Here is a 26,456-nt window from a genome sequence, read left to right as displayed (position 1 = left end):
GTCTATCTAGTGATGGTTTGGTATAAGTTTCCGTTTGCTTTTAATAACTCCGATGCTGCCACGCGTTGGTTTAGGACTTGATTGTAAAATCCCAATGACTGTTTGTAAAATTCATTTTCTGCTTCCAATCTTTCGGTAACATCTGCTAAGCCTTCTTCAAATTGCCTTGAAGCTAAATGAAGATTGTTCTTGGCAATTTCCACCTGTTGGTTGCTCACACTTATTTTTTTCATTGCCAGGTTATAATCCACCTCCGTTTTACGCTGTAATAGTGAAAGTTTATCCTTGGTGTCAGCAAGTTTGTTCTCATTAATCTGAATATCCAATCTAGCCTTATCGATGGCAGTTTTATGGGCCTTTCCTTCAAATATGGTCCATTTAACCCCAACACCTAAAGCAAAGTTGGGTGCCATTCTTAAATGATTGGATTCTAATTTTAAATCCCCTAGATGTGGCAAATCTTTAAGCGTTATATTGGTTCCAAAAGCATTGAAATATGAAACATTACCAAAGGCAAATACCTGCGGTAACTTGGCGCCTTTTTCTTTTTTCAAAACGTATTCATAGGCTTTTTGCGAAGCTTCCAAAGCTTGCAATTCCTTTCGATTCATCTGTTTAGCAGAATCCATCTCCAAGTTGATCTCTTGAAGTTGGTAATGTATAGATTCCAATTCTTCAATATTCATCCCGGTCAGCTCCTGTAGTTTAAAGTACAATAGCTCTCTATTGCTCTGAACCTCTGCTTTTTTACTCTCCAACTCCAACATTGCCAACTTGATCTTGTCACGGTCATAAGGGATGGCAAAACCATTTTCAATTCCTTTGACCACCTTGACATGTTCTTTGTTCAACCTTTTTTCAGAATCTATGATCAATAGATCGACTTCCTTCAAAAGCATCAATTGGTCAAAACTATGCATGACCTCTTGGGCAAGTTCATCATAGCCAGCTTCAGTCATCAATTGCTGGGCTTTGAACTTTTGCTCTAAAGCCTTTTGTCCATTGGTGATTTGCAGACCACTAAAAATAACTTGGGTCGCAGTCACGCCCGCCATTCCAATTTGGGTCGAAAGGTTCATCCTTTGTGAACCATCAAAAATGCTAGTCCCCAACAATGGCAAAGTCTTGGCTGGAAGATCTACATCAATATTGCTGTTTAGATAACCGTACATTGCATTTGCAGAAACAGTTGGCAACAATTTTCCTTTTACATTTTCACGGTCCAATGCTACCTTTTGGTTTTCAAGGTTGGCATTGATCAGTGATTTATTATAATTAACTGCCTTCTCAACTGGTGCTTTGAAAGCTTCCAGACCTTCTTGACCAAAAGCAGTCATCGTAGTAATCCATACAAAAGCTAAGCTTGATAAGGTTTTATTAATTTTAAAATCCATGTTGAATCAGTTTGACTTAATCTTTTAACAAGACAAAGATGCAAGTGTTTTAGATGAATAAATTTCAGATATCTTAAAAAAGGCTTTGTAAATGAATTTCTAACCATAATAATTACCATCCATAAGTTAATATGGAGGAGCGGCATCAAAATACCGCCAGAGTGATCTAGAAAAAATACTATTTAATCCCTCGGATGACCGAGAGGGTCTGTTGGGAAATACCCAGATAGGAAGCAATATGTCCCAGAGAGGCGTTTTGGAACAACTCGGGGTTTTCTTCAATCAAGGCATTGTAACGTTCATGGGCAGTTTCAAACTGGGTCTTATAAAACCGATTGGAAAAGTTTATGAGAGAGTCTAATAGCACTTTCTGAATAATCTTATTGACGGTAATATTAGAATTCGAAAGTTCTTCAATTGGGGCAAATGGGATCAGGCAAACCTTGGATGGAGCCAATGCCTGGAACCCAAATAAAGATGGCTTTTTATAAAATACACTTTCAATTCCGGTACCGAAGCTATTAGGTCCAAAGAAATAATGCGTAATTTCTCTTTTGTTTTTATAGTAGTATATCCGAGTAAATCCAGATTCAATAAAGTAGATATATTTTAAGTAAGTATCTGGTTCAAAGATCACTTCGCCTTTTGCATATTCTTTAATTTCAATAATAGAATCAAAGAATTGTTCAAGCTCATCATTGATATGGTAAAGTTCCTTAAAATATTTTAATATGGTCATCCGAATTTGTGCTGATAAACATTGAAAATATTGTTTTTAATTAACCTAAACAAATGAATTTTGCAATAAATCATAGGATTTCCGGCACTACAAGGGAAAGGATACTTTTAAAAAAAATAAGTACATTTATGTTAGAAAGTTAAAAGGTAAAAATAGCTTCAAACTAATCAATTTTAAAAGATGAAAATTACATTAACCGTTATTATGTTAGCCTTTATTTCATTGGCGCATGCCCAACACCATGAGACCAGAAAGATCGGGAATATTTCAGGTATTTCAGTTGCTTCAGGAATTCAAACTAAATTCATTAAATCTTCAAAAAATGAGGTCGTAGTGGATGTTTCCAGACAAGATCTGCTGAATAAGATTGAAACAGTAGTAAAAGGTGGAAATTTGCAAATCCGGGTAAAAAGAGGAAGCAATATCAGAGGTAACAATTCATTGAAGGTAACAGTTTACAGCAATTCTTCCATTGAATCGATCGCTGTTAGCTCCGCAGGAACATTAGAAATATTGGACCCAATAAGTGTCAACAATTTCAGTGCAGACATGTCCTCTGCTGGAAAGCTGAAGACTGGAAAAGTGGAAGCAACAACTTCAGAAATAAACCTTAGCTCGGCAGGCAAAATGTCTGGAGAATTAAAAACTGAAAAATTGGCGATCAATGCTTCAAGTTCAGGTGAATTAACACTATCTGGTATGGCAAAACAAACTACAGTGAATATGTCTTCTAATGGCAAGGCTTTCTTACAAAGCTTCAAAACCTCTAATTTGACCGTTAATGGTAGCTCAGGTGCCGGATTAAAAATTAATGTGTCCAATGAACTGACTGCAAATGTATCTTCAGGAGCAAAAGTTGAATATTCCGGAAACCCTAAATCAAAATCAGTGAATCATTCATCAGGTGGTTCGGTTAGCCAACTCTAAAAATATTTTAAGGACGAAACAAAGGAGCTAAGTTTTAATTTAGCTCCTTTTTTGTTTAATAACATTGCTAAAATATTTCTGCCCTTCCAGGGCAGTAGGACACCAAAAAGGGTTTCCTATTCCGGTGTCACCTTGAGGCACGAAAGGTCTCGGAACCATACAAACTATGATAGTATTGGCGTACAGGTCCTAAATCTTCGATTTAGGATGACAGGAAATTGTAGGACATTTACGTACAGATTCTTCACTATTCGTTCAGAATTGGAAGTGTCCCATAGAGGGATTCAGAGCAAAGCGAAGAATCTCTTTTTATTTTTATTGTGGATTGATGTCATCGTAAGCACAGCGAAAGATCTATTTTTCTTTTCTATGGAAGGTCTATTGAAAAATATTTCACCCCGTCTAGGGGTTATCCGTTTTATATTCCAATTTTTCTACAAAGATTCCACCCCCTCCAGGGGTTGCCTACCTAGGCAATTATTGCCCACCTTCCAGGGCGGTATCTCCAAAAAAGAGTTTCCTATTCCGGTGTCACCTTGAGGAACGAAAGGTCTCGGAACTAGACAAACCATAAATGTATTGGCGAACAGGTCCTAAATCTTCGATTTAGAATGACAGGAAATTGTAGGACATTGCCGTACAGATTCTTCACTCATCGTTCAGAATTGAAAGTGAACTATTTAACGCTTGTATTTATTTCGGATAACGTCAGTATTATTTCCTTTTACGTTATAAAATTATTTTGAACTCTACTTTGGAAGGGTTAAGTTTGTAGTGTTATTTAAAATCATTCTAAATAATATTGAATTAAAAAAATAAAAGGCTTACAAAAGTCTACAAAGAATCTCCATAATCTCTTTACTACTATTTCTATTGAGCTCCTGTATCCTTTCCACCGATACGGGAGCCATAGAAATAATTTTCAGCTAGCTAATTCCTTTCATTTTAATTCAAAAAATTAAGTTTCAATTCTTCGCTACACTTTATATTTCATAAAATATGTTCTAAATTCAGGCTGTAAAATTACCCTTATGAAAGCTCTGTTTTTTATTGGATTCTGGCTATGTCAGATCAGTTCTAGTATTATTTTTAAATATGGCGGAATACAACCAAAATATCAGTGGATGGCATTGATCAGTGGGAATATCATTTTACTTTCTGCATCTTGGTTTTTGGTCCAATTATTCAAAACCGTTCCCCAACCTATAGTCATAGCACTTTGTTCAGGGGGTACATTTCTTACCGTACAATTGGCAATGGCATTATGGTTTAAGCAACCATTAAGCTGGATGCAGATATTGGGATCCTTGATCATTATTGTAGGAATGGTCATGGTAACATTTGGAGATAAATCAATCAGTCAAAACTAATTTAATTATGATGGACGCAGAAGAAAAACAACCCGAAGTATGGATGCGAGGACCGATACCTCAAGTTCCCACCCTACTTCAACCTGTAGCTCATGCTATATTGCAGGTCAATGAAGATATCCAAAAAATTGATTCAGATAAGTATGATAAACAATTATGGATCAAGCCTTATGGTATGGCCTCGATTGGCTTCCATTTGCAACATATTGCTGGGGTCATTGATCGATTGATGACCTATTCCCGAGGAGAAACCTTGAATGAAGAACAATTCGATGCCCTCAGCCAGGAAGGTCAACGCAATGATAACCTCTGTCTTGAAGATTTGAAAACTCATGTGGAAAGGACCGTTGAAGATTTTATAGAATCTTTAAAGAAAGTCAATCCCGACAGCCTAGGGGAAGAAAGGTTCTTGGGCAGAAAAAGAATACCCACCACGCAAATAGGGCTTTTATTCCATGCGGCAGAGCATGCACAAAGGCATTATGGGCAGCTATTGGTGACTTTAAATTTATTACAGCATTTAGACCACACAGCATAGTCATTTGCCAGGTCCATTAAGGAAATCCTAAAGCCAAATTGTTTGGCTTTAGGATTAGCTTTTGCTAATTAAGCAATCTTTTCGTCAAAGAAAACGATAAACTGGGTTGGGTTAAAACCAGTTCGATCTTTAATGCTTTTAGCAAATTTTCCATAGGATGAGAAGCCTGATAGAGCAGCTAAATACGTTAGTTTAAAGTTTCTAGCTTCTTCCACTGTTCTTAAATAATTATTCAAGAAATCCAATCTTAAATTATTTACATAATTAGGGAAATCAATTTTCTTGTTTTTATTTACTACGAAGGAAAGATATTTAGAATTACATCCTATCTCTTTGGACGCCGTGGTAATAGAACAAGAAGGATTTAAATATGATTCCTGTGCTTCCCATTGAGTAAGTGCCGCCAGAATCTTATTCTCCGTATCTGGGTTCATATACTCCTTTTTGATAGTTGAAACGTTGTCAATCATAATAGAATAGATAGTGTTAATTAATTTGATAGAATTTCGGTTTGTTATTAATATGGTGACTTACCCTATTTGGTAATTTATTTGTTTATTATTCGTCTTTTCATAAAACGATTCTGTATCCTCTTTCCCTTCATTTCCCATATCATATTGGTTTCTAATCGTTTTCATTGCTTGTATTAATTCTTCCTTTAATATGTTATCTGTTGAATCAAAGAAAACCTCGTTAAGGAATTCCAGTCCGAATTTTGTTTTAAATGTTGTGACAGCTCTGATAATTGCTTTTTTAACCTTTTTGTTACTGGATGGGTAACAAGCGATAATATGTGATTCGCTTTGTTTGTGGTTTAGGCTTATTAATGTTTCAATAATTGCTAGTCGAATTTCATTGCAAGATTCCTTACAAAGTAAGCTAGCCAAAATAGCTCCACAGCCACTCTGATTAAAGAAGGCAATTTCCCTGATCATAAATATCCTAAATGCTGTATTGGTTGAATTTCTGACCCATCTGCTCAGTAGTGGCAATCGACCTGCCTCAGCCTTGACCATTAAAAATTGATGGACCAAAATCTCATCCAAGGGATTGAATTCAATAACAAAGCTTTCGTCTAAAAACTTATAAGGTTCGTTATTTTCTGTTTTCATAAGCTTTTGAGGGCCTTTATTGTTCAATTTTTTAGGAAGGTTATGCGCGGAGATATGGAGTATTTGTTGCTGATAATCATTCTTTAGATTATCAAGGTTCTTCTTAGCTTTAAAGATCCTATTCAAATTATTTGAGACCAGCTCTAATTCCCAGAAATTAACCAACCCATAGGTGTTCATAATGATATTATAATTGTTATCATTAAGGGCAACTTTGCCGATCTTGGAATTAAGATTCGCCTGGATCAATAATTTAGACAGGAACTTTAAACCTCTTCGGGATCCTTTGATATTATAAATTGATTCAAAATCATTCAAGACATTTTGTTCCGAGAGATTATTCCTATTCATGAGGATATCATTAATAGCGCTCTCCAGCCTCTCTTTAAAGGACCTAAATGACTGATCATCCTGACTATATTTTGCTTCGTAAAACAGGTTTCGCAATTGATTAATAATCAGAACAAGGATTAAGGATACGAAGATTACAATTGTTAGCCTTGTCAAGGAAGGATAACTCCATAATTTTGCCTGTACATATAACAGATAAAATTGAAGGTAATAACCTAGATACATATTCTTTAATATTTGTTATTAATAGTTAGTTGGCGTATTAGTAGCGGAATCAGCCTGTTATTTAAACATGAGTTAATTCCTCGTTTGTGATTAATCAAAATTACGTCTAGTCTCTAAAAAAGTATGTCTCAAAAATAATTTTAATTGTATAATTACAAGAATAAGACATGTCTTAAAACCATATAAATACATAATTATCAATATGTTACAAACTGCTATATAATTTGATAATATTAATTATTGATTTTCTGAAAATTGAAAATCTGCACAATATTTCCAGTAAATTATTAGACTTTATTAGAGGTGGACATGTCTTAATTCAGACAATTTTGGATCCTTTTCAAGGAATAATTACCTAATATGGATACATATATCTGTTATGAACAGCTATAATTAATTGATTTTAGCAAAAAATTAGTATAAAGGAACCAATTTATGCAGTTATTTTAGCCTGTTTTGGAAATCTGTAGAAGAAATTAATTCAGATTGGTGGATGACTTTATATTAATAACAAGTAATGTCCACCCCATTAACCGATATTATTTGATAAAATTAACCTATAAATTAAATCGAAAGGTTTCTGGTATTTAGAAGTAGGTCCAAAAATAAGAAACAATTAAGCCGAATTAATCAAAGGACTTTTGCTTTAAGTTCTCGATAAATAATGAAGGCGTGGTATCCATGACGGATTTAAATGCCAGGGTAAACTTACTGTGGGAAGTAAATCCTGCCATATCCGCAAGATAAGATAATTTATAGTCCAGTAAGGTCTTATTGGACTCCAATTGCTGGACAATATATTGAATCCGTAAGTTCAAGATATAATCGTTAAAATGTTGGTTCTTATATTTCCGAATCACATAGGATATATACTTTTGATTGCTATTCAATTTATTGCTCAACCAGCCTAAGGTGACATTCTTGTTCAAGAAAAAATGATCATCCTCTAAATCATTCAGCTTTTTGACTAACCTGGTCTCAGTCTCTAAGGAAATTTGTACATCTAAATTGTTGACCAATTCCTTGCTTGTGGCCTTCGCGTTGTTGCTAATTTCCATGGAAGGAAATAGATCAGTACTGATCCCTTCATTTTTATTGGATTTAGGCCTGACCTTAATCATATAGAAGAGGACAAAAACACTGATACTGATCACGATAGTCCAAATCAGGATAACATTGTTCCTTTTCAGCGATTTTATTTCCTGTTGTTGCTCCCTGAGGATATTATTTCCGATTATCTGTGCACTGTTTCTTTTTTGCTCTTCAATTTGATTGTACTTATCTACGAAATGAATTGCGAGATCATCCCTAGCAATCTTTCTTTGGTATTTTGCTTCCAAAAAGAAGTATTCTTTTTTCAAGTGCAGATTATTGGACCCAGTGATATAGGGAATTACGAGGTCCAGATACTTCCTTGCGTTTTCCAATTGCCCTAAATTGAAATACACATCAGCCAAGAATTGAAATGTAAATGGCTTAATGATATGCTCAAATCCATAAACTTCATCCATTACCATTTTCAAATAAGTGAGGCTTTCTTCATAATTACCCATTTCTTTATGGCATTGGGCTATTATTAAGTAGTTTTTGGACCGGATCAATAAGGATCTAGGATTTTTAAAATCTATATAACCTTTTTTATTGATGGCTTGATTCATACAATCTAGCGCATCTGCATATCTTTTATTATGAATATATTGGTAAGCTTCTTCCTGAAGAACCCAAATGTCCAATTGGTTTCTAACCAAGCTATCTTTCACGGAATTAATATTGTCCTTTGCCCTTTGGATATACCGGCTTACCTCCTCTTGAATGCCAATGTCTCTATAAATTGAGGCAAGGACCAATGCGCTGCTGGCTTCAAAATCAGATAAGCCCACTAAGTCTGAGAGTTGATCTGCTTGTTTTGCATAATTAATTGCAATGGAGTAAGTTCCGACACTTTGATGAACTAAAGCTAATAGTGATTTAGATCTAATTTTAGTCGTTTCTGTAGTTGAAATTTGTTCTAATGAATCCGCTATACGAAGTGCTTCTTCATAATTAGTGGCTAGAAGTTCTGAACGTACGGCAGCATACTTTTTCTCAAAGGCAGTTCTTTGGGAAAAGCCTTGAAAAGGAAGTATCATGAGAATAAAACAGCTCAAAAACCTAAAGTAGCCCATATTAGTGCAAGTTTGGAAGAATCATTTCCCTATATTCAATAGGGGTACATTTCTTTTCTAGATTAAAATTCCTGTAAAATGATGCTCTTGAACTGAATCCGCAACGAATGGCCAGCTCATCGATATTCATATCAAAATCTTCTTTGGTCAATTCCCTGCACACCTCTTCGATTCGAAGAGCATTTATGGTTTTCAAAGCGTTTTGATTAAAATAATCCTTGAAAAATTGGGAAATCAATGGTCTTGAGAGCTTTAAATCCCTGACCATGACATCTATATTGAATTCAGGATTTAAGTATTTCTTTTCTTCTAAATACTGTAAAATCCGGTCTTTATAGGGAGATTCTTTTTCATTTTGGTTGACTTTGAGCGCATAAGTCTTTGCCTCGCCCCTCTTGATGCTGGGATTGGGTATTGGAAATCCTTGCGGCCTGACCTGAGAAACCAATGTTCGAAACAAGTAGTTGTAGATCATACTGATCCCTATCATCATGATCAGGTAGACCGTAACTCCTGAAACTGGCTTGCCTACATCATATTTATCGATGAATGTAGACATTATAGTGGGGATAATAAATGCCGCCAAAACCAATAAAAGGATGATAAAGTAATAGTATAGCCTTTTGGTGTCAAGTTGTAGAAAATCAGAGATATTACCTTTTAATAAGACGGTTATCGGATACAGAATCCAAGATAAGCCAAACATACTGTAAAGGACTATATAATATAATTTGCCGTATTGGAACCGGATAAATTCACTGGATAAAAAAACGATATATATAACCGTCATTACTAAAAAAGGGATACCATGGACCAGTATGGTCCTGCTTGGTACTCTTTTATATTTAAATGCCAAATATCCGAAATATAGAAACGGGCCATATAACAAGCCGAAGGGCGCACCTATATCAACATACTTATAACCGGGAATAATATCTCGGAATAAGGCGGCAAAAATGGTATGGCATAACAGGGTGATGATCAACAAGGACAGGATTTTCTCAAACAGGCCTTTTTGTGGAAGATTACTATATACCTGATAACTGAGGATGCTTATGACGATTATTGCAGAGTAGATGAAATAGATCAACATAGGCTATTTAATTAATTTATTCCTATAATTCGAAGGGGACTCCCCTACATACAATTTGAAATATTTATTAAATGTAGTCCTGGAATCAAAACCACTAAGATTGGCAAGATATTCTAACTTTAAACTACCAGAATCTGCATGGATTAATTCCACGGCATGTTTGATACGGTAAGAAGCCAGCCAATCCTCAAAACTGGAATTCATGACCTGTAATACATAATATTCTAGTTTCTCCTTATCAATGGAGGTCTGTTTACTTAATCGGTCCAATGATAAATGGGCATCCAGGAAAAGATGTTCCATCTCCATGATTTGATTTATCTTGTTTTTGATCTGGTGCAACTCTTGATCTTTGATATTTAAATCTATTGCCGGCAGAAAGGAAAAAGCAGGTTCATCATCCTGACTGCTGGCCAAGAACCTGCTACTGATCAAAAACCAGGTCAACACAGCAACATTGACCAAAATAATGGCAATGATTACCAATTGCGCATGTCTATTGGAGAAGTTGTTTGAAAGATGGTTGATGTAGATTATATTGATGAAGAAAAATAAGGCAAATCCTAATAATGCCAATATTTCCAGTAAGATCAGATTTCTCTCATTTACAAAAAGGCTTTCTTTTTTCTTAGAAAAGATAACGATGGAAGGATAGGTAAACATCGAAATCAAAGTCGATATGAAGTAAACATGCTGATAAACAGCCGCTGTAGCGGGTTTTAAAGTAAAAAACAGAACCGAAACAATGGCTAACGGGATAAAATGGAGAAGAGCTTGGACTATGCTGATTTTGTTGCCCAGTTGATCTAGATAGGCTAAATAAAGAAGAGGGCCAAATATTAAGGATATTGGATATTGAACACGTCCGAACATCATTAGCATTTGGACTATTAAACCGATACAGAATATGGTTAATAAAATCTCAAATAGGTTCTTCTTCATATACTCTTTACTAAATAATACTTGATTATTCAGCTGTAAGGAATTTTAAATGGTAGACAAAGTCTCTACCCTTAGATAACACTGTTAATAATTGAACAATTCACATAGCAACAGATTCATTTTTTAGGTACGGTTGCTCTATTTCAGCAAATATATCTAAATAATAATACATCCCTAAAATGAACCCAGAAGGGTATTTTATTAAGAATTATGCTATATTATGTACTTTGATTTTAGTTAATGTTTTAGAGTGATTTGATTTATTAGAAATAGTTAAAATATAAATAATAATATTGGTTCATATCGCCGATTATTTATATTAAAGAAAAATAAAATAATTCTCAGAACTCAAACATTTTGAAATTAATTAACATCAATTATCCATTTGGAGCTTAATATTAGCAGTAAATGACAAACTAATTAATCACAAGCTTAATTACTTAATTTTCTTATCTATATCAAAGATATTCAATACAATATATATTAAATATTTTAGATTTATGAAATAATTATTACTAAATTTTAAAACCTGATTAATTCTCAGTATAACGCTCATAAGATTGATTATCAGTGTTTAAACATTTATTCAAACAATTTGGGAACTAGATTGTATACCCTATACATATGTTACAAAATCTAGATATACCCGATTCGGGCACTCTCATTATATCGAATCGCCTGCCAGTAAAAATTGAACGAAAAAAATCAAAACTCAAGTTCACACCAAGCGAAGGAGGCTTAGCTACTGGATTAGGATCCTTTTATAAAGAAAATGGATCTTGGTGGATTGGTTGGCCAGGCATTATTCCTAAAAATGAACAAGAAGAAGAATTAATTAGGCAAGAACTTAAAAAACTAAACCTCATTCCGGTTTTTCTAACGGAAAAAGAAATCAAGGGTTATTATGAAGGTTTTTCTAACGCCATTCTATGGCCACTATGCCATTATCGCCCCAGTTATGTAGAATTGAAACCTGAATTTTGGACAAGCTATGTGGAAGTCAACAAGAAATTTGCAGCTGCCGCCTTACCTTTTATCCAAGAGCATACGCGAGTTTGGGTCCATGATTATCAATTAATGCTAGTTCCTCATAATATTAGGGAATTAAAAGAATCCTGCAGTATTGGTTATTTCCATCATATCCCCTTTCCTCCTATTGAACTATTTAAGATGTTGCCTTGGCGCGATGAGCTTTTAGAAGGACTATTAGGGGCGGATCTGATCGGATTCCATACTTATGAAAATGTAGACAATTTCCTAGACTCCTGTTCAGGAGTGTTGAATCTCCAAAACAATATCAATTCCTTAAAAATTAATGGACGAAAGATCTTGGTAGATGTTTTTCCAATGGGGATCGATTATGAAAAGTATAAGGATCAAGCTTTGGATACCGAAACCAAGGATTATAGTAAGCATATTAAGGAGCTATACCACAATCAAAAAATTATACTTTCTGTAGATCGTTTGGATTATAGCAAAGGAATATTACAAAGATTGACGGCTTTTGAAATCCTTTTAAATGACCATCCAGAACTTCATGGGCAGATATTATTGTATATGCTCATTGTTCCATCGCGGGACCAAGTTAATCAATATAAAAAGCTGAGGAACGAGATCGATAGAAAGGTCGGAAACATCAATGCCGTTTATGGCAAACCTGGATGGCAGCCGATCGCGTATTTCTACAACTCCTTGCCATTTCATGCGCTTTCAGCTTTGTATGTAGCAGCAGATGTATGTTGGGTCACTTCCTTATACGATGGTATGAACCTGGTGGCGAAAGAATATATAGCGAGTAAGCAGGAAAGTTCGGGTGTTCTGGTCATCAGTGAATTTGCTGGAGCTTCTAAAGAATTGTCAGATGCCTTAGTGATCAATCCATACGCAGTCCATCGGACCAGCAGGACATTATATGACGCCATCAGCATGGAAGAAGATGAGAAAGGAGAAAGGATGCATGCCAGCCAGGCTATCGTTTCAAAATTCACCGTGCACCATTGGGTAAATCTCTTTATGCAACGGTTAGAAGAGATCAAGAATGAACAAAGACATGAACTGGCTAGGAAAGTCCGTGAAAAAGTCGAAACTGACATTAAATCCAGCTACAATGCCAGTAATAAGCGCTTGATCCTTTTGGATTATGACGGCACCTTAGTTGGCTTTAATAAGAATGCGGATAAGGCAGTTCCTACCACGGAGGTATATGAAGCGTTGGATAATCTAAGTAAGGACCCCAGGAATCTTGTCACCATTATTTCAGGGCGGAAGTATAGCAATTTAGAAAGTTGGTTTGGAAACCGACCATATTATTTAATTGCCGAACATGGAATTTGGAGTAACTATCCGAACCATGATTGGCATTTAGTACCCGGCTTGAGCAATAGTTGGAAAACTGAGGTGAATCAAATCTTACAAAGGTTTACCGACAGAACCCCTGGATCCTCGATTGAAGAGAAGTCACACTCCTTGGCATGGCATTATAGAAAGGTAGAACGTGCATTTGGTCTACGACAAGCACAAGAGTTGCTGCAAGAATTAAGGCACCTCAACCAAGTTCTAGATCTGCAGATCATCAATGGTGATCGGGTTATTGAAATCAAGAACAAACTGGTAAATAAGGGAAAAGCAGCGATCAACTTAGCAAATGAGATTGATCCTGACTTTATTTTATGTATCGGTGATGATGCTACAGATGAAGATATGTTTATTGCCCTGCCTGATAGCAGTATCACAATAAAAGTCGGCGATAAACAATCTCATGCAAAGTATTACGTTGAAAATAATAAAGAAGTCTTGCAGTTATTGGCTTCTTTAGGAAAATAAAAATTAAAATATATGAATAAAAAACACCTTTATAATAGTGGTATTATTGGGAATTGCAACTTTATAGCGCATGTGCACAAAAGCACAAACATCAATTGGCTTTGTTGGCCAACATTTGAAGATAGTTTTGTTTTTGGATGTTTATTAGATACCGAAAAAGGTGGAGAATTTAATATTAAACTAGACGACAGTCATATTACCTCCAATCAATATTATTTAGAGAATACCAATATATTGGTTACCGAAGTCAACGGAGAGCACTCGGGTTTCCGCGTTATAGACTTTGCACCAAGATTTGTACAGTATGATCGGTACTATAAGCCACTCATGTTGATACGTATCGTTGAACCACTCTATGGAAATCCATCTGTAAGGGTAAATTGTAATCCGAAAGCCAATTACGGCAAAGATGATTACCAAAGATCCAGGGGTAGCAATCACATTCATTTTCAGCATGCGGAAGAGCACATGAGATTGACCACCAATATTCCAATCAGTCATTTCTTTGATCAGGAGAAAAGCAACTTTCTTCTTTCTGACAAGAAATATATGATCCTGTCTTATGGAAATACTTTTGAGGCTCCCTTGCAACAAACTGCAGAGGAATTCTTGATAAAAACGAAGATATATTGGCGACGTTGGACAAAAAAAGCCAATATTCCGAATTTCTATCAAGATCATATCATTCGTTCAGCTTTAGTATTGAAGTTGCACCAGTACGAAGACACCGGTGCCATCATTGCTTCCAGTACCACGAGTTTACCGGAGTCGCCAGGTTCGGGAAGGAATTGGGATTATCGCTATTGTTGGGTCCGGGATAGTTACTATGTGCTGACCGCATTGAGCCACATCGGTAAATTTGATGAGCTGGAAGAATTTGCAAATTACATTACCAATATTACTCAATCGGATTCCGGGAGGTTACAACCCTTGTATGGTATATTAGGTCGTAAGGTATTAACCGAAACGACGCTGGACTACTTAGATGGATACCGAGGAAATAAACCAGTTAGGATTGGAAACCAAGCCTATGAGCATATTCAAAATGATGTTTATGGTCAAGCCATGATCGCCATGTTACCGCTCTATACCGATTATCGATTCCCACAGGATGAAAGAAAAGATGCTAAGAGTTGGTTGAAATATATATTGGAGAAGATCCAGATGACCATTGATGAAAAAGATGCCGGCATTTGGGAATTTAGGAATATAGCCAACCACCATGCATATTCTAATCTTTTTCAATGGGCTGGTGCTTCGGCTGCTCTAAAAATTGCGCAGCAGAACAATTATAAAGACATCGAGGAACAAGCTAAGACTTTAATGGATAAAGCTGCAGAGTATATTGAGAAATGTTATGATCCAGTAAAACAGGTGTATCGAAATTCTGATGAGGGATCTAATTTGGATGCCAGTACTTTACAATTGATCTTAATGAACTATCTAGACCCGAGTTCAGAACGCGCTAAAAAGCATCTGGAAGCTGTTGAGGCAGAATTAAAAGGCAAGAATGGCCTATTTTATAGGTATCTGCACCAAGATGATTTTGGTAAACCAAAAACAACCTTTTTAGTTTGTGCATTCTGGTATGTGGAGGCTTTGGCTTGCGTGGGTCGACTAGAGGAAGCCCAACAAACTTTTGAAGAGCTACTCTCCTATGGAAATGCCTTAAAGCTATTCTCCGAGGATGTAAATGAAGAAGATGGTAGTCAGTGGGGTAATTTCCCGCAGGCCTATAGCCATGTGGGATTGATGAATGCGGCTTATCGAATAGCGGTAAAACTGGATAAGCCCATATTTCTAGTATAATTATTTAACAATAAATACATCTATAGTTAAAATGGTACAGGTTTTGCTAAAAATAATGAAATAACGAAAATTACTATGAAAGCATTACTTGGATTATCGGTAGCTATGGTTGCCTTAAGCTTATCGAGTTGCAGTACTGATGACTCGAAAACAACAGATGGTACAACACCAGTAACGATTAAAATTACAGATGCACCAGCGTATTATGATCAGATTATCTTAGATATCGATCATATTGAAGTTATTACCGAAGGTGGTCGTGAGGTTATAGATGTTGACATCGAACCTTTTGATATCTTACACTATCGCGAAGGTGATTATATGTTGCTTGCTGAGCATGATGTTCCTTCAGGGCGTCTTCAGGAAGTAAGATTGGTTTTGGACGATGATAATTATATCGTGGTTGATGGTGTAAGGGAGAAATTGACGACGCCAAGTGGTCAAACCTCAGGCGTAAAAATCAAAGTTCAAGATGATTTGATTCCTCATGTGGCTTATACTCTAGCCTTGGATTTTGATGCTTCAAAATCTATCCATCAAACTGGAAATGGTAAATATATGTTGAAACCAGTGATCCGTGCAATTCCGGTTGCCGTATCCGGAGCATTAACTGGGGAAATTTCTCCTATTTCTGCTATGCCACATGTATTTGCTATTCAAGGCACTGATACCTTAGGTACATTGGCCGGTCCAACAGGTAAATTCTATTTCCCAGGGCTTATGCAAGGAACTTACAAGCTTGTAATTGAACCAACAAATGAGAATTTCAAAGCAGATACCATCAATAATGTTGTGGTAACTACAGGAGAAACAAAAAACTTGGGGGTCATTCAATTAGAAGAAAAGTAAGGAAAAACTAAAAAAAAGGGATAACTCAAACGTTATCCCTTTTTTAATGCTATATGGAATCAGCAATAGCATCCCATAAACCAATTCTATATTGCAAAGCTAATTTAGCAACCTCAGCCATCTCTTTCCATTTCGCTTCATCATTATCGGCTAATTCATAGATCATTTTCATGGCTAATGGTCCATGTTCATCGCCATCCAATTCTATATGTCGCTGAAAATAATATTCAATCTTTTTCAAATCTGATTCTGGAAATTGCTCCTTTAAAGAGGTTAATATAGAGGTAAACATATCTGGAATCAGATCTTCTCTACCGAAAGTAAATGCTGAAGCAATTTTGTGGGTTTCTCCAGCTTCAATGGTATCAAAAGTGAATTTTAAAAAATCTTGAATCCTCGAGTCCAATTGACTATTATCTAAAGCATCTTTAATCTTAATTCCAGCTTGCAGGTTTTGGATCAGCTCTAATATAGGATTCACATCCGCCCCTATCCCTTTCATGGCGTCAATATACATCTCGAAATGGCTCAATCTTTGGCCATCAATATATTCATCGGATTCTTCAGCAAGAACAATTTCATTGATCAAATACCGGGTTACGGGTGATGGGCTGGCGAACCATGGAATCGTGGTACAGGTTAATTTGATCTGCAATGCTTTCAATAGGGACATAAAGTCCCAGACTGCATAAACATGACCCTCTGTAAATTTCTGTAAGTCTTTAACCTTTTGAATTTTATGGTATAATTCATGGTTTAGGAGATGATTTCTTTCGGCTTGGATATACTCGTTGATTGCTTGAACATTATTTTTCATGGCCCAAAGGTAGGAATAGCGCATATTTTTTACTCCATTAAAGCAATAAATTGCATAATCCTTACAATAATTAGTTTGATGTTTAACTATCTTATGTTTAACTTTGTGCAAATTATTAGAAAATGGCAAAGGAACATAAAGTAGTCCAGCAATTAATCAGAGATATCATTTCCTTAAGGGTCGTGATTAAACAGTTTTACTTTCAGAAAGTTAAGGAATTAGAATTGGATGTCACTTACGAAATGGTCCAGGTATTGGCTGTCCTTTGGCGAGAGAAAGAGTTAAACCAGCAAGATATTGCGGATGAAGTCCAAAAAAGTAAAGCAAGTGTGACCCCATTGATTGATAATCTTTGCAAAAGGGATTTGGTCCAAAGGATCCCCGACCCTACCGATAGGAGAAACAATAAAATTGTGTTGACTGAGAAAGGTTGGAAATACCAATCGCATTTGGAACCGGTTCAAAAAGAGTTGTATGAAAAAATCATCAAGAATTCTCAAATCAAGGATATTTCGGAGATCAGCAATCAATTGAGATTAATAAAAAGCGCTATTGAATAGTGTTTTTTTGAAATAATAGTTCAATATCAAACTAATTTAGCAATAATAAAATATAGGAAACAATAAATGAGCACAGAATCAAATAAAGTAATCAGTCAAAAGGAAAGAAACAGAAGGATTAAAATTTACAGTGTCAATATCCTTTCTGTACTGATTATTTTGGCTGCTATAGGTTGGGGATTACTCAGCTACCTACAATTAAACAACAGTGTGTTCACTGAGGATGCACAGGTTGATGGACATATCAATCCAGTTAGCACTAAAGTAACTGGATATATAAAGGATATCCGTTTTCAGGAACATCAAACTGTTCATAAGGGAGATACTTTAGTGATCCTTGAAAATGACGAGTATAAGATTCAGGTGGAAAATGCCTTGGCGGCTTTAGCCGACGCTAAGGCAGGAAATTCAGTAGTGCAGACAGAGGTTGAAATTGCCCGGAACAGTCAAAATATAGCAGAAGCCAATATCGAGGAATTGAAGACTCGATTGGAAAATGCCGAAGTCAATTATAAACGCTTCAAGGATCTCATGGACAAGGATGCTATTGCAGTTTATCAATTTGAACAGGTAAAAACGGACTATGAATCCCTAAAAGCAAAATATAAGGCATTATCTGCGCAGAGGGTAAGCTCTCATCTGACAACACAAGAAACCAGCAGGAAAACAGGGATCAATGAAGCTGCGATTTTAAGGGCAAGAGCTGCACTTGATCTGGCTAAGCTCAATTTATCTTATACGGTGGTTGTTGCTCCCTATGATGGGATATTAGGCAGGGTCACTTTAGAAGAAGGGCAATTGGTTCAAGCGGGTCAACAACTGTTCAATATTGTTAGAGACCAACAAAAATGGGTTACAGCCAATTATGCGGAAAATCAGATGAAACAGATTGCCTTAGGGAAAAAGGTGAAACTTTCAGTAGATGCCATTCCGAATGTGGTTTTTACGGGTGAAATTAAGGCCATTTCTGAAGCTACGGGCTCTAAGTATTCCAGCATTCCAGTTGATAACAGCACGGGGAATTTTGTAAAGGTACAACAACGGATACCGGTAAGGATAGAATTTTCAAAGGACAATAAGGTGGAGGATTTAAAGAAATTGATGGTGGGGCTAAATGTGGTGGTAAATTCGATATAGATGAGCAATAGTTTATTTAGGGATTGGATTCCCCAAAAGTTTAAATTGAGCATCCTACTGTTAATTGCAGTTTCTTTATCCTTTTGTAGCGGAATACCCAGTAGCATTTATACATATATCATTTCTGATCAAGCGGCAAATTCCGCGGACTTATCCATGGCTATGTATGCCTATTGTGCAGGAATGGTCTGTTCGATCTCTTTGATCTTTAGGTTGACCATTTTTATGCCCAAGAAAAGATTGATCATTTTCTGTTTGATCATTTTAATGTTCATCAACCTAGGTTTGGCCCTAAACCATGCCCCTTTAATTAATGTGATGTTGATGTTTTTATTTGGTTGTGTGAAAATCATCTTGACCATGGCATTAATATCAGAGCTTATGCCCTTTTTGATGCCTACAGGAGAAAGATACCAGATGTATGCCATTTACTATCCGATGAACTTGATCTTCCCTATTATAGGGGGATTGATTGCTGCATACCTAGCTAGGCAACATTGGGAATTTGGCTATTATTTCCAGACTATGATGCTTTTCATTTCGCTTCTGGTTGTCATTATCTGTTTCAAAACACAGCATATTAAAAAGGTCCCCTTATTTCAATACGACTGGTTAGGAACCATCTTATTGGCCTCCAGTTTACTCTGTTTTTCCTTTGTTGCAAGCTATGGCTTACAAAACAATTGGTTGTTGAGCAAGAGCATAATCATGGGAATAGTATTGAGTATCGTTCTTTTTATTTTATTCTTTAATCGGAATTACAAAAAGAAGAGAAAAATCATCAGTTTTTCCGTAATCAGCAATAAAGCCACATTTTTGACCCTATTTACCGTCTTTATCTTGGGGATTTTTTATTCCAATACCAGTTTGCTGAGTAATTTGATGAATGTTTTATTGCCATCTAATCCGACCAAGCAAGCTGAAATTAACGCTTATGTCATAATTGGATATTTCTTGGGAAGTATTTTGGTATACCTATATTTCAAGCAAACCAAAAAATGCAAAGCCATCTTTTTAATTTCTGCTTCTTTCTATCTAGCATCCAATAGTTTATTATATAATTTAATTAATATCAATACACCCTTATCCTACTTAATTCTGCCAATTATATTAAGGGGAATGGCGGTTATTATTTCTTTTATTTCCACGGCGGTTTACTTGGCTGGGAATGTGAATGGAAAGGATTTTTTACAGAGCATTGTCATGTTCCTCTTAGTCAGGACATTTTTTGTCACTGTCTTTTGGTCCAGCGTAATCAGTAATTGGTTCAATAAGTTGCAATTTACCCATCAAACTCGATTGGCCGAAATCATGGAAACTGGAGAAAAAGTAGATCGAACCGTATTGTTAAACTTCCAGAAACAGGCCAATCTTTTGGGCTTACATGATCTATATCTTTACCTATGCCTTATTAACATATTGGTAATAATCATGATAGCCATAATCCCCTACCATTCTTCAACAGTTAGACATATTTTTAACTGGGGAACAAAGAAAAATGATAAAGAATTGATCCAAGCGACCCCTATGTCTTAAATTTATTTTCAGTTAAACTTTAGTTCTCGGTCCCAGTCCATACTAAAACAAGTTTATTTATTGAATTAAAATGTAAGACGTATACCAAATCAATCCTTCTGTATTATGAAAAACTCCATTCTCATCACTATGCTATTTGTTATGTTCTCTTTAATTTCTAAAGGTCAAGAGCTTGAAGACGATCAACAGCTCGATTCTTCTGTTTATTATAGGAACAACGTCATCTTTGATCGTGTTGTACAACATAAATTAATGGAATTTCCGTTCAAGCGGATTTATTCCAATACCAATAATGGGATCATAGGTATGATGATGCTTTTATCAGAAGATGGATATTTTGGATTTTCACACAGTAATTTCCTGAAAATAACTAATCGCTATTATAATGTCATGGGCTTGAGAGATCTTGAAGGTAATGAGGCAGAAATTGAAATTGAGAGTGATGGCACATCTTATTTCCGTGATTCTGATGGAAATACCATGTCAAGTTTCAAAGAGTCATTAAACCAAATGGTCATCCGGGATGAAGCTGGTGAAGTGTATTATCTAACCCTTGATTGGTTGTCTAATTTAACCGAGTTAAATACAAAATCAGGTTATCAATTAACCATTGGGAAAATAAAATCTGGTTTCGAAATCAAGGATAACCAAAATAATGTGGCTGAGATAAAGAAGCAAAAAAATTACGTATGGATGGCTACTTATTCAAATGGAAAGGTCATATCCACTAAGCGAGGAATCTGGAATTCGAACTCTTCAATCATAGAAGATGGTAATTCTACATTCAATATTGATTATGATATATATACCAATAACTATAAAATAAAAAACAATCAGGGTCTGAACTTAGTAATTAGTAACCAATTTGATCCAAACTTTGGAAAGGACCTTCACCATCACGATCATGCAAAAGATAAATAATGATATTAATAACTAAAATAGAAAAGGGAACATTTGCAGATGCTTGTTCCCTTTTTCATTATTTTTTATTAAAATCTTTGTTAAAATCTGTTCGTTGGATCCGTACAGCATTTAGGATAGCTAGTAATGCCACGCCGACATCGGCAAAAACGGCCTCCCACATCGTCGCTATCCCTCCAGCCCCTAAAATCAGGACTATGGCTTTGACTGCAAAGGCCAAACCTATATTCTGCCATACAATTTTCTTGGTTTTTCTACCAATCTTTATGGACATAGGAATCTTGATAGGCCGGTCATCCTGGATTACCACATCCGCGGTTTCGATGGTCGCATCCGATCCTAAGCCTCCCATTGCTATCCCAACATCACTTAATGCAACAACCGGTGCATCATTTACCCCATCACCAACAAATGCTACGATCTTATCAGTCGCTTTGACTTCTTTTAATTTTTCAACCTTATCTTCGGGCAAAAGATCCCCATAAGCTGAGTCAATCTTTAGGAGTTTTGCAACCTCATTTACGACTGTTGTTTTATCACCACTTAACATGGTTACTTTAATACCTTCAGCGTGCAGTGCCCGAATGGTTTCACCGGCACCTTCCTTAATTTTATCGGCAATCGTGATATAGCCTATATATTTACGGTCAACTGCAACCGCGATGGTGGTATAAACGATTTCCTTATCGGCATGGGGATAAGCGACTTGATGTTGGTCAAGTAATTTGAAATTCCCAACCAAAACCTCTTTCCCCTCGATATTGGCTTTCAATCCATGTCCAGCGATTTCTTCAACCTGGTTTAAGTTAAGATGGCCTTTCACGTCGCCCACGTACTCATGTATGGCTGTGGCTACGGGGTGGGTACTTTTGCTTTCAATTTCATTCACATAATCTAAAATCTGCGCTTGGTCCGCTGAAGGATCAAACTTGACCTCATTGACTTTAAAAACGCCTTCAGTCATGGTGCCGGTTTTATCCATGACCACATGCCTAACAGCGGCTAAAGTATCTAGGAAATTCCCTCCTTTGACCAAGATTCCATGCCTGCTAGCGGCTCCAATCCCGCCAAAATAACCAAGGGGGATCGAGATAACGAGGGCACAGGGACAGGATACCACCAAAAAGATCAAAGCTCTATAAAGCCAATCTTGGAAGACATAATCAGCGACAAAGAAATAGGGAATTAATACGATGCCAATCGCAAGAAATACGACAATCGGGGTATAAATCTTGGCAAATTTTGAAATGAACAGTTCTGTAGGTGCTTTTTGTGTACTGGCGTGCTGCACCATTTCAAGGATTTTACTCAGTTTACTGTCTTCATATACCGAGGTGATTTCAACTTCAGACAGCTTTTGAAGATTGATCATTCCAGCGAGCACAGGATCACCTTTGATTTTAGAATCAGGTTTACTTTCTCCAGTCAGGGCTGCGGTATTGAAGGAGCCTGATTCGGTCAACAACTTCCCATCTAGCGCTAGTTTTTCACCTGGTTTTAATTGGACAATATCCCCTACTTGCACTAATTCAGCTTTGATCAATTCAGGTATTCCATTTCTAAGTACAGTGGCCTCATCAGGTCTTTGATCTAATAAGGATTTGATATTGGCTTTGGCTCTGGAAACAGCCATGGTTTGAAAAGCTTCACCAACCGAATAGAATAGCATCACAGCAACCCCCTCCGGATATTCACCAATAGCGAAGGCACCAATGGTTGCAATGCCCATAAGAAAGAATTCGGAGAAAAAGTTACCTCTTGAAATACTTTTTAGGGCATCTTTCAAAACAGGGTAACCTACTGGCAAATAAGCCGCCAGATACCAAACCAGTCTTAACCAACCTTGAAACCAAGGGAAATGAAACACATAATCGAACAAAATACCAGAGATCAAAAAGGCAAAACTGATGATAGCAGGTTTAAAGAGTTCAAATACACTAGCATCGCTGGCATGAGAATGATCATGTCCATGATCATGGTCGTGATTATGATCTTCGTCCTCTATATGTTCCTGATCTAACTTTTCATTAAGAGTACCTTGATGACTTCGATGATTTTTGGTTTGTTTCAGTAAGTCATCAGCATTGGCCTTCTTATAAACTTTCATAGTTTGGCTGCAGATTTCGCAAATCCCGTCTTTATCGAAAATATGTTTGTGATCCATAAATATTTATCCTCTTCTAAATTTAACCTATTTAAATCTAAAAGCTTAGTTTATCAACGATATTAACTAATAATTTGTTTTAACAGTCTTTTATTAATGATGTAAACAAAATGTATATATGATTTATTCCTTACCTAATTCCATTAATAATAAATTGCATCATCAAAAAAATATGGATGAAAATTTATGAAATACTATCAATTATATAATGGGCTTTTGCTTTTGTTGCTATTATCCTTAAATCCATTGATATCATTGGCACAACCCTATCTCATACAGAGTAAGGAGGGATATTCTAATGTGAGGAATGATTCCAATGCGAAGAGTAAGGTTTTGGATCAATTGAAAAACAATACAATTGTTTTGGTTGATCAGGTTGAGGACCAAGATCTGGAAAAAGAGCAATGGATCAAGATTCTATATTATGAAAACTTACCTTTTTCGATTGTGGAGATTAGCGATGAGAATTCACTAAAGACGGGATATATTCATAAATCGCAGTTAACAGCGGTAAATAAACTTGAAAAACCAAGTAAGGATGAATTTTCGATTCAATATGTATCGAGGGATTTTAGCCTTAATGATAAAAAGATAGTTTATCAGGATGAAAGTGCTACTTCCATCAAATCCATCAACGAGATCTATTATTATTTAGGGGATTGTGGCATACCGAAAGAAGAGATTTATAAGGCCGAAGCAAAGATTAATGGCAAAAAGCTAGTTATACCTTCAAAACTATATCTGGGAATTCTTTCGGCTACAAATAATTTTGAATATTATAAGGTTGGAAAGGTTTATTTAGCCGTGCAAGAGATTGGCGATGGTGCATGTGCAAACCATGTAGTATGGGTCTTCGAGAAGGATAAGCTCAGCCAGCGATTTGTAGGTTGGGAATTTTAAGAAAAACAAAATGCCCGATCATTTGAGAATCGGGCATCTTTATGTTGTTCAGTAAGTATTTTATATTTATTTCATTAAGCTTACACCATAGCTTTTATTGCCATCAGTTAAAGTTACTGTAGCATTTGAATAATCTCTACTTAAATAGATGTAAAAGTTTTTGTAGTTAGATTTCATTGCCAAAGTAAAGATATCAGGCAATTCAGTGCTACCTCTGTTTGCATTGTTGATTTCAAAACCATATCTAGATTTTGATCCATTAGCACTTGTCATTTCTATCACACTTCCAACGAATTCCATTTTAGTAAAGAAACCTTGATCAGGTTCCACTGCTACTGTACCAGTGCTTTCAGAATACACCTGCGCTTCATAAGCTGTAAATACCTTACCTTTTAGATCGGTCAATACCTCTTCTTTTAATTTCTCAGGAACAACCCCGTTGTCCTTTTCACAAGAGATAAATAATACAGCAAAAAACAATAATATACTTAACTTTTTCATACCTTATAATATCATTATGCTCAAAAGTAGAACAAAAATTAATAACAATTTAATATTTGGAGGTCCTCTATGCTACTTAAAAATTATTTGTAGCTATTTGCTTGCAAATGCACGATATCAAGGAATTTGGCTCAAAAATGGACTTTTAATCTAAATAACAATCGCTAAACTAGCTTTAGCATTTTTGCTATCAAGTAATAGGAAGAAACATTGTTTTTTACTAAAAAAGCCCCTTAATTAATATAGACAGCATATTTAAGAAAATATATTTACAGCTAACGCGATTTAGCTTAAGGCAGGTATAAGAATTTACTTGATTTAGCGTTAATTTAACATAGCAGTAATTACTAACTTAAATATAAACTAAACTTAAAATTATATGCTGAATATGAAAACCAGACTACAAAGCTTGATTTTGGCCCTTTTTTGTGCAATAATCTATAGCAGCTGTAGCAAAGACAGTTTCCTTGATCAACCGGATCCTGAATTAGAAAAAATTGAAATTAAAGACGTTACGCGGGAAGCCCGAGTAAGCGTAAGTATTGAAAATCAAGATGGAGCAAATGGCCCCGAAGGCTCTGTCAAATTAACCGATGGGGATACCACAACTAAGTACCTTGCAAAAAATTTCAAAACGTTAGACATTACTTTCCAGTTTGATACCGCAAAGCTAATCGCTGGGTATGATTTTACGACTGGTAATGATTTTGACGGTCGTGATCCAATGGATTGGAAGTTTTATGGCTCCAATGATGGTCAAACTTGGAAAGAGCTAGACAGCCGCATGGGAATGCAATTTAGAAAGAGAAGGAATACCTACAGCTTCTTTTTTAAGAATGAGGAAAAATTCACGCATTACAAATGGTCAATTTCTAAGCTGTATAATGATAACATGTTCCAGGCTTCAGAATTTAGGTTGATTCAGATGCCTCCATCCAGCCAAAAGCAAGAGCCTTTGCAAAAAATTGATAGCTTGACCAAAAATGGGGTTTCATTGGTTTTTATTAATCATTCAAGCAAAGCCCAATTAGAGTATCAGGAACGATTGATGAATACGTATTTTACTGTTTATCCAAAGCTTATTGCCGATTTCAATCCTAACGCCAAGAAGAAAATATACTTTATCATTGATCCAACCTATGAAGGTGCGGCTTATGCATGGGGAGAAGTGGTTGTCTTTGGGTTTAACTATATGGAAGGAAATCCGAAAGATGGGGATGTAGTCGTGCATGAAACGATGCACCATATCCAACAGGATTATAAGGGATCTGTTCCAAGTTGGCTAGTAGAGGGCATTGCGGACAATGTGAGGTATCACTATGGTATTGATAATCCCGATCCTTGGACCCTGCAAGAATATAAACCTGAACACAATTACGACGGAAGTTATGGTATTACCGGTAGATTTTTATTGTGGATTGAAACCCATAAGAACAAGAATTTTGTTAAGGAATTGAATAATGCTTTAATTAAGGGCACAAATTACAATGATTTCTTTATACAGTCTCTTGGAAAAAACATACAAGATGTCTGGAATGAATATGCAAAGAATCCAGCGCTATAGTTGCAATCAAATAAAAATG

At 36.0% G+C, this 26,456-nt stretch carries 22 protein-coding genes; 12 read left to right on the top strand and 10 right to left on the bottom strand.

The genetic code is table 11. The annotated features are described in order from the left end of the window. Nucleotides 1–2: 2 nt before the first annotated feature. On the bottom strand, nucleotides 3–1,394 hold the full coding sequence (locus ACK2WI_RS15280; RefSeq protein ID WP_409151522.1) for a TolC family protein: 1,392 nt from the start codon (nucleotides 1,392–1,394) through the stop codon (nucleotides 3–5). 178 nt (nucleotides 1,395–1,572) lie between these two features. Further along, nucleotides 1,573–2,133, bottom strand: coding sequence for a Crp/Fnr family transcriptional regulator (locus tag ACK2WI_RS15275; RefSeq protein ID WP_312696241.1), 561 nt, complete (start codon nucleotides 2,131–2,133; stop codon nucleotides 1,573–1,575). A 180-nt stretch (nucleotides 2,134–2,313) separates the two neighbouring features. Here ACK2WI_RS15275 and ACK2WI_RS15270 point away from each other — a divergent pair, with 180 nt between their 5' ends. From ACK2WI_RS15270 to ACK2WI_RS15260, 3 genes are all read left to right on the top strand, one after another. After that, nucleotides 2,314–3,060: a GIN domain-containing protein gene (locus tag ACK2WI_RS15270; protein WP_312696242.1), complete on the top strand. Its 747-nt coding sequence runs from the start codon at nucleotides 2,314–2,316 to the stop codon at nucleotides 3,058–3,060. 1,031 nt (nucleotides 3,061–4,091) lie between these two features. Further along, nucleotides 4,092–4,430 (top strand): hypothetical protein, encoded by a 339-nt coding sequence (locus tag ACK2WI_RS15265; RefSeq protein WP_312696243.1) that lies wholly within the window; start codon nucleotides 4,092–4,094, stop codon nucleotides 4,428–4,430. A 7-nt stretch (nucleotides 4,431–4,437) separates the two neighbouring features. Further along, nucleotides 4,438–4,968 carry a DinB family protein gene (locus ACK2WI_RS15260; RefSeq protein WP_312696244.1) on the top strand — a complete coding sequence of 177 codons (531 nt, stop codon included), beginning with the start codon at nucleotides 4,438–4,440 and terminating at the stop codon, nucleotides 4,966–4,968. 68 nt (nucleotides 4,969–5,036) lie between these two features. On the opposite strand, the gene ACK2WI_RS15255 is transcribed toward ACK2WI_RS15260, so the two are convergent. The 5 genes from ACK2WI_RS15255 to ACK2WI_RS15235 all read right to left on the bottom strand — a co-directional run bounded on the left by ACK2WI_RS15255 (nucleotide 5,037) and on the right by ACK2WI_RS15235 (nucleotide 10,856). Continuing rightward, a complete protein-coding gene (locus tag ACK2WI_RS15255) occupies nucleotides 5,037–5,438 on the bottom strand; it encodes a hypothetical protein (protein WP_093096352.1) in 402 nt (133 codons plus the stop codon). A gap of 60 nt (nucleotides 5,439–5,498) precedes the next feature. Then, a complete protein-coding gene (locus ACK2WI_RS15250; RefSeq protein WP_312696246.1) occupies nucleotides 5,499–6,080 on the bottom strand; it encodes a HEAT repeat domain-containing protein in 582 nt (193 codons plus the stop codon). 1,202 nt (nucleotides 6,081–7,282) lie between these two features. After that, nucleotides 7,283–8,785: a hypothetical protein gene (locus ACK2WI_RS15245; RefSeq protein ID WP_409151521.1), complete on the bottom strand. Its 1,503-nt coding sequence runs from the start codon at nucleotides 8,783–8,785 to the stop codon at nucleotides 7,283–7,285. Nucleotides 8,786–8,822: 37 nt separating this feature from the next. After that, nucleotides 8,823–9,914 carry a helix-turn-helix domain-containing protein gene (locus ACK2WI_RS15240; RefSeq protein ID WP_409151520.1) on the bottom strand — a complete coding sequence of 364 codons (1,092 nt, stop codon included), beginning with the start codon at nucleotides 9,912–9,914 and terminating at the stop codon, nucleotides 8,823–8,825. A gap of 3 nt (nucleotides 9,915–9,917) precedes the next feature. Next, on the bottom strand, nucleotides 9,918–10,856 hold the full coding sequence (locus ACK2WI_RS15235) for a helix-turn-helix domain-containing protein (RefSeq protein ID WP_409151519.1): 939 nt from the start codon (nucleotides 10,854–10,856) through the stop codon (nucleotides 9,918–9,920). A 624-nt stretch (nucleotides 10,857–11,480) separates the two neighbouring features. Between ACK2WI_RS15235 and ACK2WI_RS15230 the strand changes: the two genes are divergently transcribed. From ACK2WI_RS15230 to ACK2WI_RS15220, 3 genes are all read left to right on the top strand, one after another. Further along, a complete protein-coding gene (locus tag ACK2WI_RS15230) occupies nucleotides 11,481–13,679 on the top strand; it encodes a bifunctional alpha,alpha-trehalose-phosphate synthase (UDP-forming)/trehalose-phosphatase (RefSeq protein ID WP_312696251.1) in 2,199 nt (732 codons plus the stop codon). A gap of 12 nt (nucleotides 13,680–13,691) precedes the next feature. After that, a complete protein-coding gene (locus tag ACK2WI_RS15225; RefSeq protein WP_409151518.1) occupies nucleotides 13,692–15,488 on the top strand; it encodes a glycoside hydrolase family 15 protein in 1,797 nt (598 codons plus the stop codon). 75 nt (nucleotides 15,489–15,563) lie between these two features. Next, a complete protein-coding gene (locus tag ACK2WI_RS15220; protein ID WP_312696253.1) occupies nucleotides 15,564–16,337 on the top strand; it encodes a DUF4382 domain-containing protein in 774 nt (257 codons plus the stop codon). A 49-nt stretch (nucleotides 16,338–16,386) separates the two neighbouring features. Here the strand turns inward: ACK2WI_RS15220 and ACK2WI_RS15215 are convergent, their stop codons facing one another. Further along, on the bottom strand, nucleotides 16,387–17,154 hold the full coding sequence (locus tag ACK2WI_RS15215; protein ID WP_312696254.1) for a DUF3050 domain-containing protein: 768 nt from the start codon (nucleotides 17,152–17,154) through the stop codon (nucleotides 16,387–16,389). 122 nt (nucleotides 17,155–17,276) lie between these two features. Between ACK2WI_RS15215 and ACK2WI_RS15210 the strand changes: the two genes are divergently transcribed. The 4 genes from ACK2WI_RS15210 to ACK2WI_RS15195 all read left to right on the top strand — a co-directional run bounded on the left by ACK2WI_RS15210 (nucleotide 17,277) and on the right by ACK2WI_RS15195 (nucleotide 21,308). After that, the gene (locus ACK2WI_RS15210; protein WP_312696255.1) at nucleotides 17,277–17,714 is read left to right on the top strand and encodes a MarR family transcriptional regulator; all 438 of its coding nucleotides are present in this window, start codon (nucleotides 17,277–17,279) and stop codon (nucleotides 17,712–17,714) included. A 66-nt stretch (nucleotides 17,715–17,780) separates the two neighbouring features. Continuing rightward, the gene (locus ACK2WI_RS15205) at nucleotides 17,781–18,851 is read left to right on the top strand and encodes an HlyD family secretion protein (protein ID WP_312696256.1); all 1,071 of its coding nucleotides are present in this window, start codon (nucleotides 17,781–17,783) and stop codon (nucleotides 18,849–18,851) included. Beyond that, the gene (locus ACK2WI_RS15200; protein ID WP_312696257.1) at nucleotides 18,852–20,387 is read left to right on the top strand and encodes a hypothetical protein; all 1,536 of its coding nucleotides are present in this window, start codon (nucleotides 18,852–18,854) and stop codon (nucleotides 20,385–20,387) included. 105 nt (nucleotides 20,388–20,492) lie between these two features. Next, complete coding sequence (locus tag ACK2WI_RS15195) at nucleotides 20,493–21,308, top strand: hypothetical protein (RefSeq protein ID WP_312696258.1); 816 nt, start codon at nucleotides 20,493–20,495, stop codon at nucleotides 21,306–21,308. A gap of 58 nt (nucleotides 21,309–21,366) precedes the next feature. Here the strand turns inward: ACK2WI_RS15195 and ACK2WI_RS15190 are convergent, their stop codons facing one another. Further along, nucleotides 21,367–23,415: a heavy metal translocating P-type ATPase gene (locus tag ACK2WI_RS15190; RefSeq protein WP_312696259.1), complete on the bottom strand. Its 2,049-nt coding sequence runs from the start codon at nucleotides 23,413–23,415 to the stop codon at nucleotides 21,367–21,369. Between the two features lie 243 nt (nucleotides 23,416–23,658). Here ACK2WI_RS15190 and ACK2WI_RS15185 point away from each other — a divergent pair, with 243 nt between their 5' ends. Further along, entirely contained in the window at nucleotides 23,659–24,372 is a 714-nt protein-coding gene (locus ACK2WI_RS15185; protein WP_409151517.1) for a hypothetical protein, read from the top strand. Between the two features lie 66 nt (nucleotides 24,373–24,438). Here ACK2WI_RS15185 and ACK2WI_RS15180 read toward each other — a convergent pair whose 3' ends face one another. After that, on the bottom strand, nucleotides 24,439–24,873 hold the full coding sequence (locus ACK2WI_RS15180) for a hypothetical protein (protein WP_312696262.1): 435 nt from the start codon (nucleotides 24,871–24,873) through the stop codon (nucleotides 24,439–24,441). A 388-nt stretch (nucleotides 24,874–25,261) separates the two neighbouring features. Between ACK2WI_RS15180 and ACK2WI_RS15175 the strand changes: the two genes are divergently transcribed. Further along, complete coding sequence (locus tag ACK2WI_RS15175) at nucleotides 25,262–26,437, top strand: basic secretory protein-like protein (protein ID WP_312696263.1); 1,176 nt, start codon at nucleotides 25,262–25,264, stop codon at nucleotides 26,435–26,437. Nucleotides 26,438–26,456: the final 19 nt, after the last annotated feature.

The organism is Sphingobacterium sp. BS-2 (assembly GCF_046161205.1).
GTDB lineage: Bacteria > Bacteroidota > Bacteroidia > Sphingobacteriales > Sphingobacteriaceae > Sphingobacterium > Sphingobacterium mizutaii.
Note: the sequence above shows the minus strand (reverse complement) of the source record. Positions and strands in the feature narration are given on the sequence as shown.

Bases quoted from the DNA above. Each gene is read 5' to 3' on its own strand.
- ACK2WI_RS15255 (WP_093096352.1), bottom strand. From the start codon at position 5,438: ATGATTGACAACGTTTCAACTATCAAAAAGGAGTATATGAACCCAGAT.
- ACK2WI_RS15175 (WP_312696263.1), top strand. From the start codon at position 25,262: ATGAAAACCAGACTACAAAGCTTGATTTTGGCCCTTTTTTGTGCAATA.
- ACK2WI_RS15190 (WP_312696259.1), bottom strand. From the start codon at position 23,415: ATGAAAGTTTATAAGAAGGCCAATGCTGATGACTTACTGAAACAAACC.
- ACK2WI_RS15280 (WP_409151522.1), bottom strand. From the start codon at position 1,394: ATGGATTTTAAAATTAATAAAACCTTATCAAGCTTAGCTTTTGTATGG.
- ACK2WI_RS15230 (WP_312696251.1), top strand. From the start codon at position 11,481: ATGTTACAAAATCTAGATATACCCGATTCGGGCACTCTCATTATATCG.
- ACK2WI_RS15185 (WP_409151517.1), top strand. From the start codon at position 23,659: ATGAAATACTATCAATTATATAATGGGCTTTTGCTTTTGTTGCTATTA.
- ACK2WI_RS15260 (WP_312696244.1), top strand. From the start codon at position 4,438: ATGATGGACGCAGAAGAAAAACAACCCGAAGTATGGATGCGAGGACCG.
- ACK2WI_RS15200 (WP_312696257.1), top strand. From the start codon at position 18,852: ATGAGCAATAGTTTATTTAGGGATTGGATTCCCCAAAAGTTTAAATTG.
- ACK2WI_RS15275 (WP_312696241.1), bottom strand. From the start codon at position 2,133: ATGACCATATTAAAATATTTTAAGGAACTTTACCATATCAATGATGAG.
- ACK2WI_RS15215 (WP_312696254.1), bottom strand. From the start codon at position 17,154: ATGAAAAATAATGTTCAAGCAATCAACGAGTATATCCAAGCCGAAAGA.
- ACK2WI_RS15265 (WP_312696243.1), top strand. From the start codon at position 4,092: ATGAAAGCTCTGTTTTTTATTGGATTCTGGCTATGTCAGATCAGTTCT.
- ACK2WI_RS15195 (WP_312696258.1), top strand. From the start codon at position 20,493: ATGAAAAACTCCATTCTCATCACTATGCTATTTGTTATGTTCTCTTTA.
- ACK2WI_RS15205 (WP_312696256.1), top strand. From the start codon at position 17,781: ATGAGCACAGAATCAAATAAAGTAATCAGTCAAAAGGAAAGAAACAGA.
- ACK2WI_RS15180 (WP_312696262.1), bottom strand. From the start codon at position 24,873: ATGAAAAAGTTAAGTATATTATTGTTTTTTGCTGTATTATTTATCTCT.
- ACK2WI_RS15245 (WP_409151521.1), bottom strand. From the start codon at position 8,785: ATGATACTTCCTTTTCAAGGCTTTTCCCAAAGAACTGCCTTTGAGAAA.
- ACK2WI_RS15270 (WP_312696242.1), top strand. From the start codon at position 2,314: ATGAAAATTACATTAACCGTTATTATGTTAGCCTTTATTTCATTGGCG.
- ACK2WI_RS15210 (WP_312696255.1), top strand. From the start codon at position 17,277: ATGGCAAAGGAACATAAAGTAGTCCAGCAATTAATCAGAGATATCATT.
- ACK2WI_RS15240 (WP_409151520.1), bottom strand. From the start codon at position 9,914: ATGTTGATCTATTTCATCTACTCTGCAATAATCGTCATAAGCATCCTC.
- ACK2WI_RS15250 (WP_312696246.1), bottom strand. From the start codon at position 6,080: ATGAAAACAGAAAATAACGAACCTTATAAGTTTTTAGACGAAAGCTTT.
- ACK2WI_RS15235 (WP_409151519.1), bottom strand. From the start codon at position 10,856: ATGAAGAAGAACCTATTTGAGATTTTATTAACCATATTCTGTATCGGT.
- ACK2WI_RS15220 (WP_312696253.1), top strand. From the start codon at position 15,564: ATGAAAGCATTACTTGGATTATCGGTAGCTATGGTTGCCTTAAGCTTA.
- ACK2WI_RS15225 (WP_409151518.1), top strand. From the start codon at position 13,692: ATGAATAAAAAACACCTTTATAATAGTGGTATTATTGGGAATTGCAAC.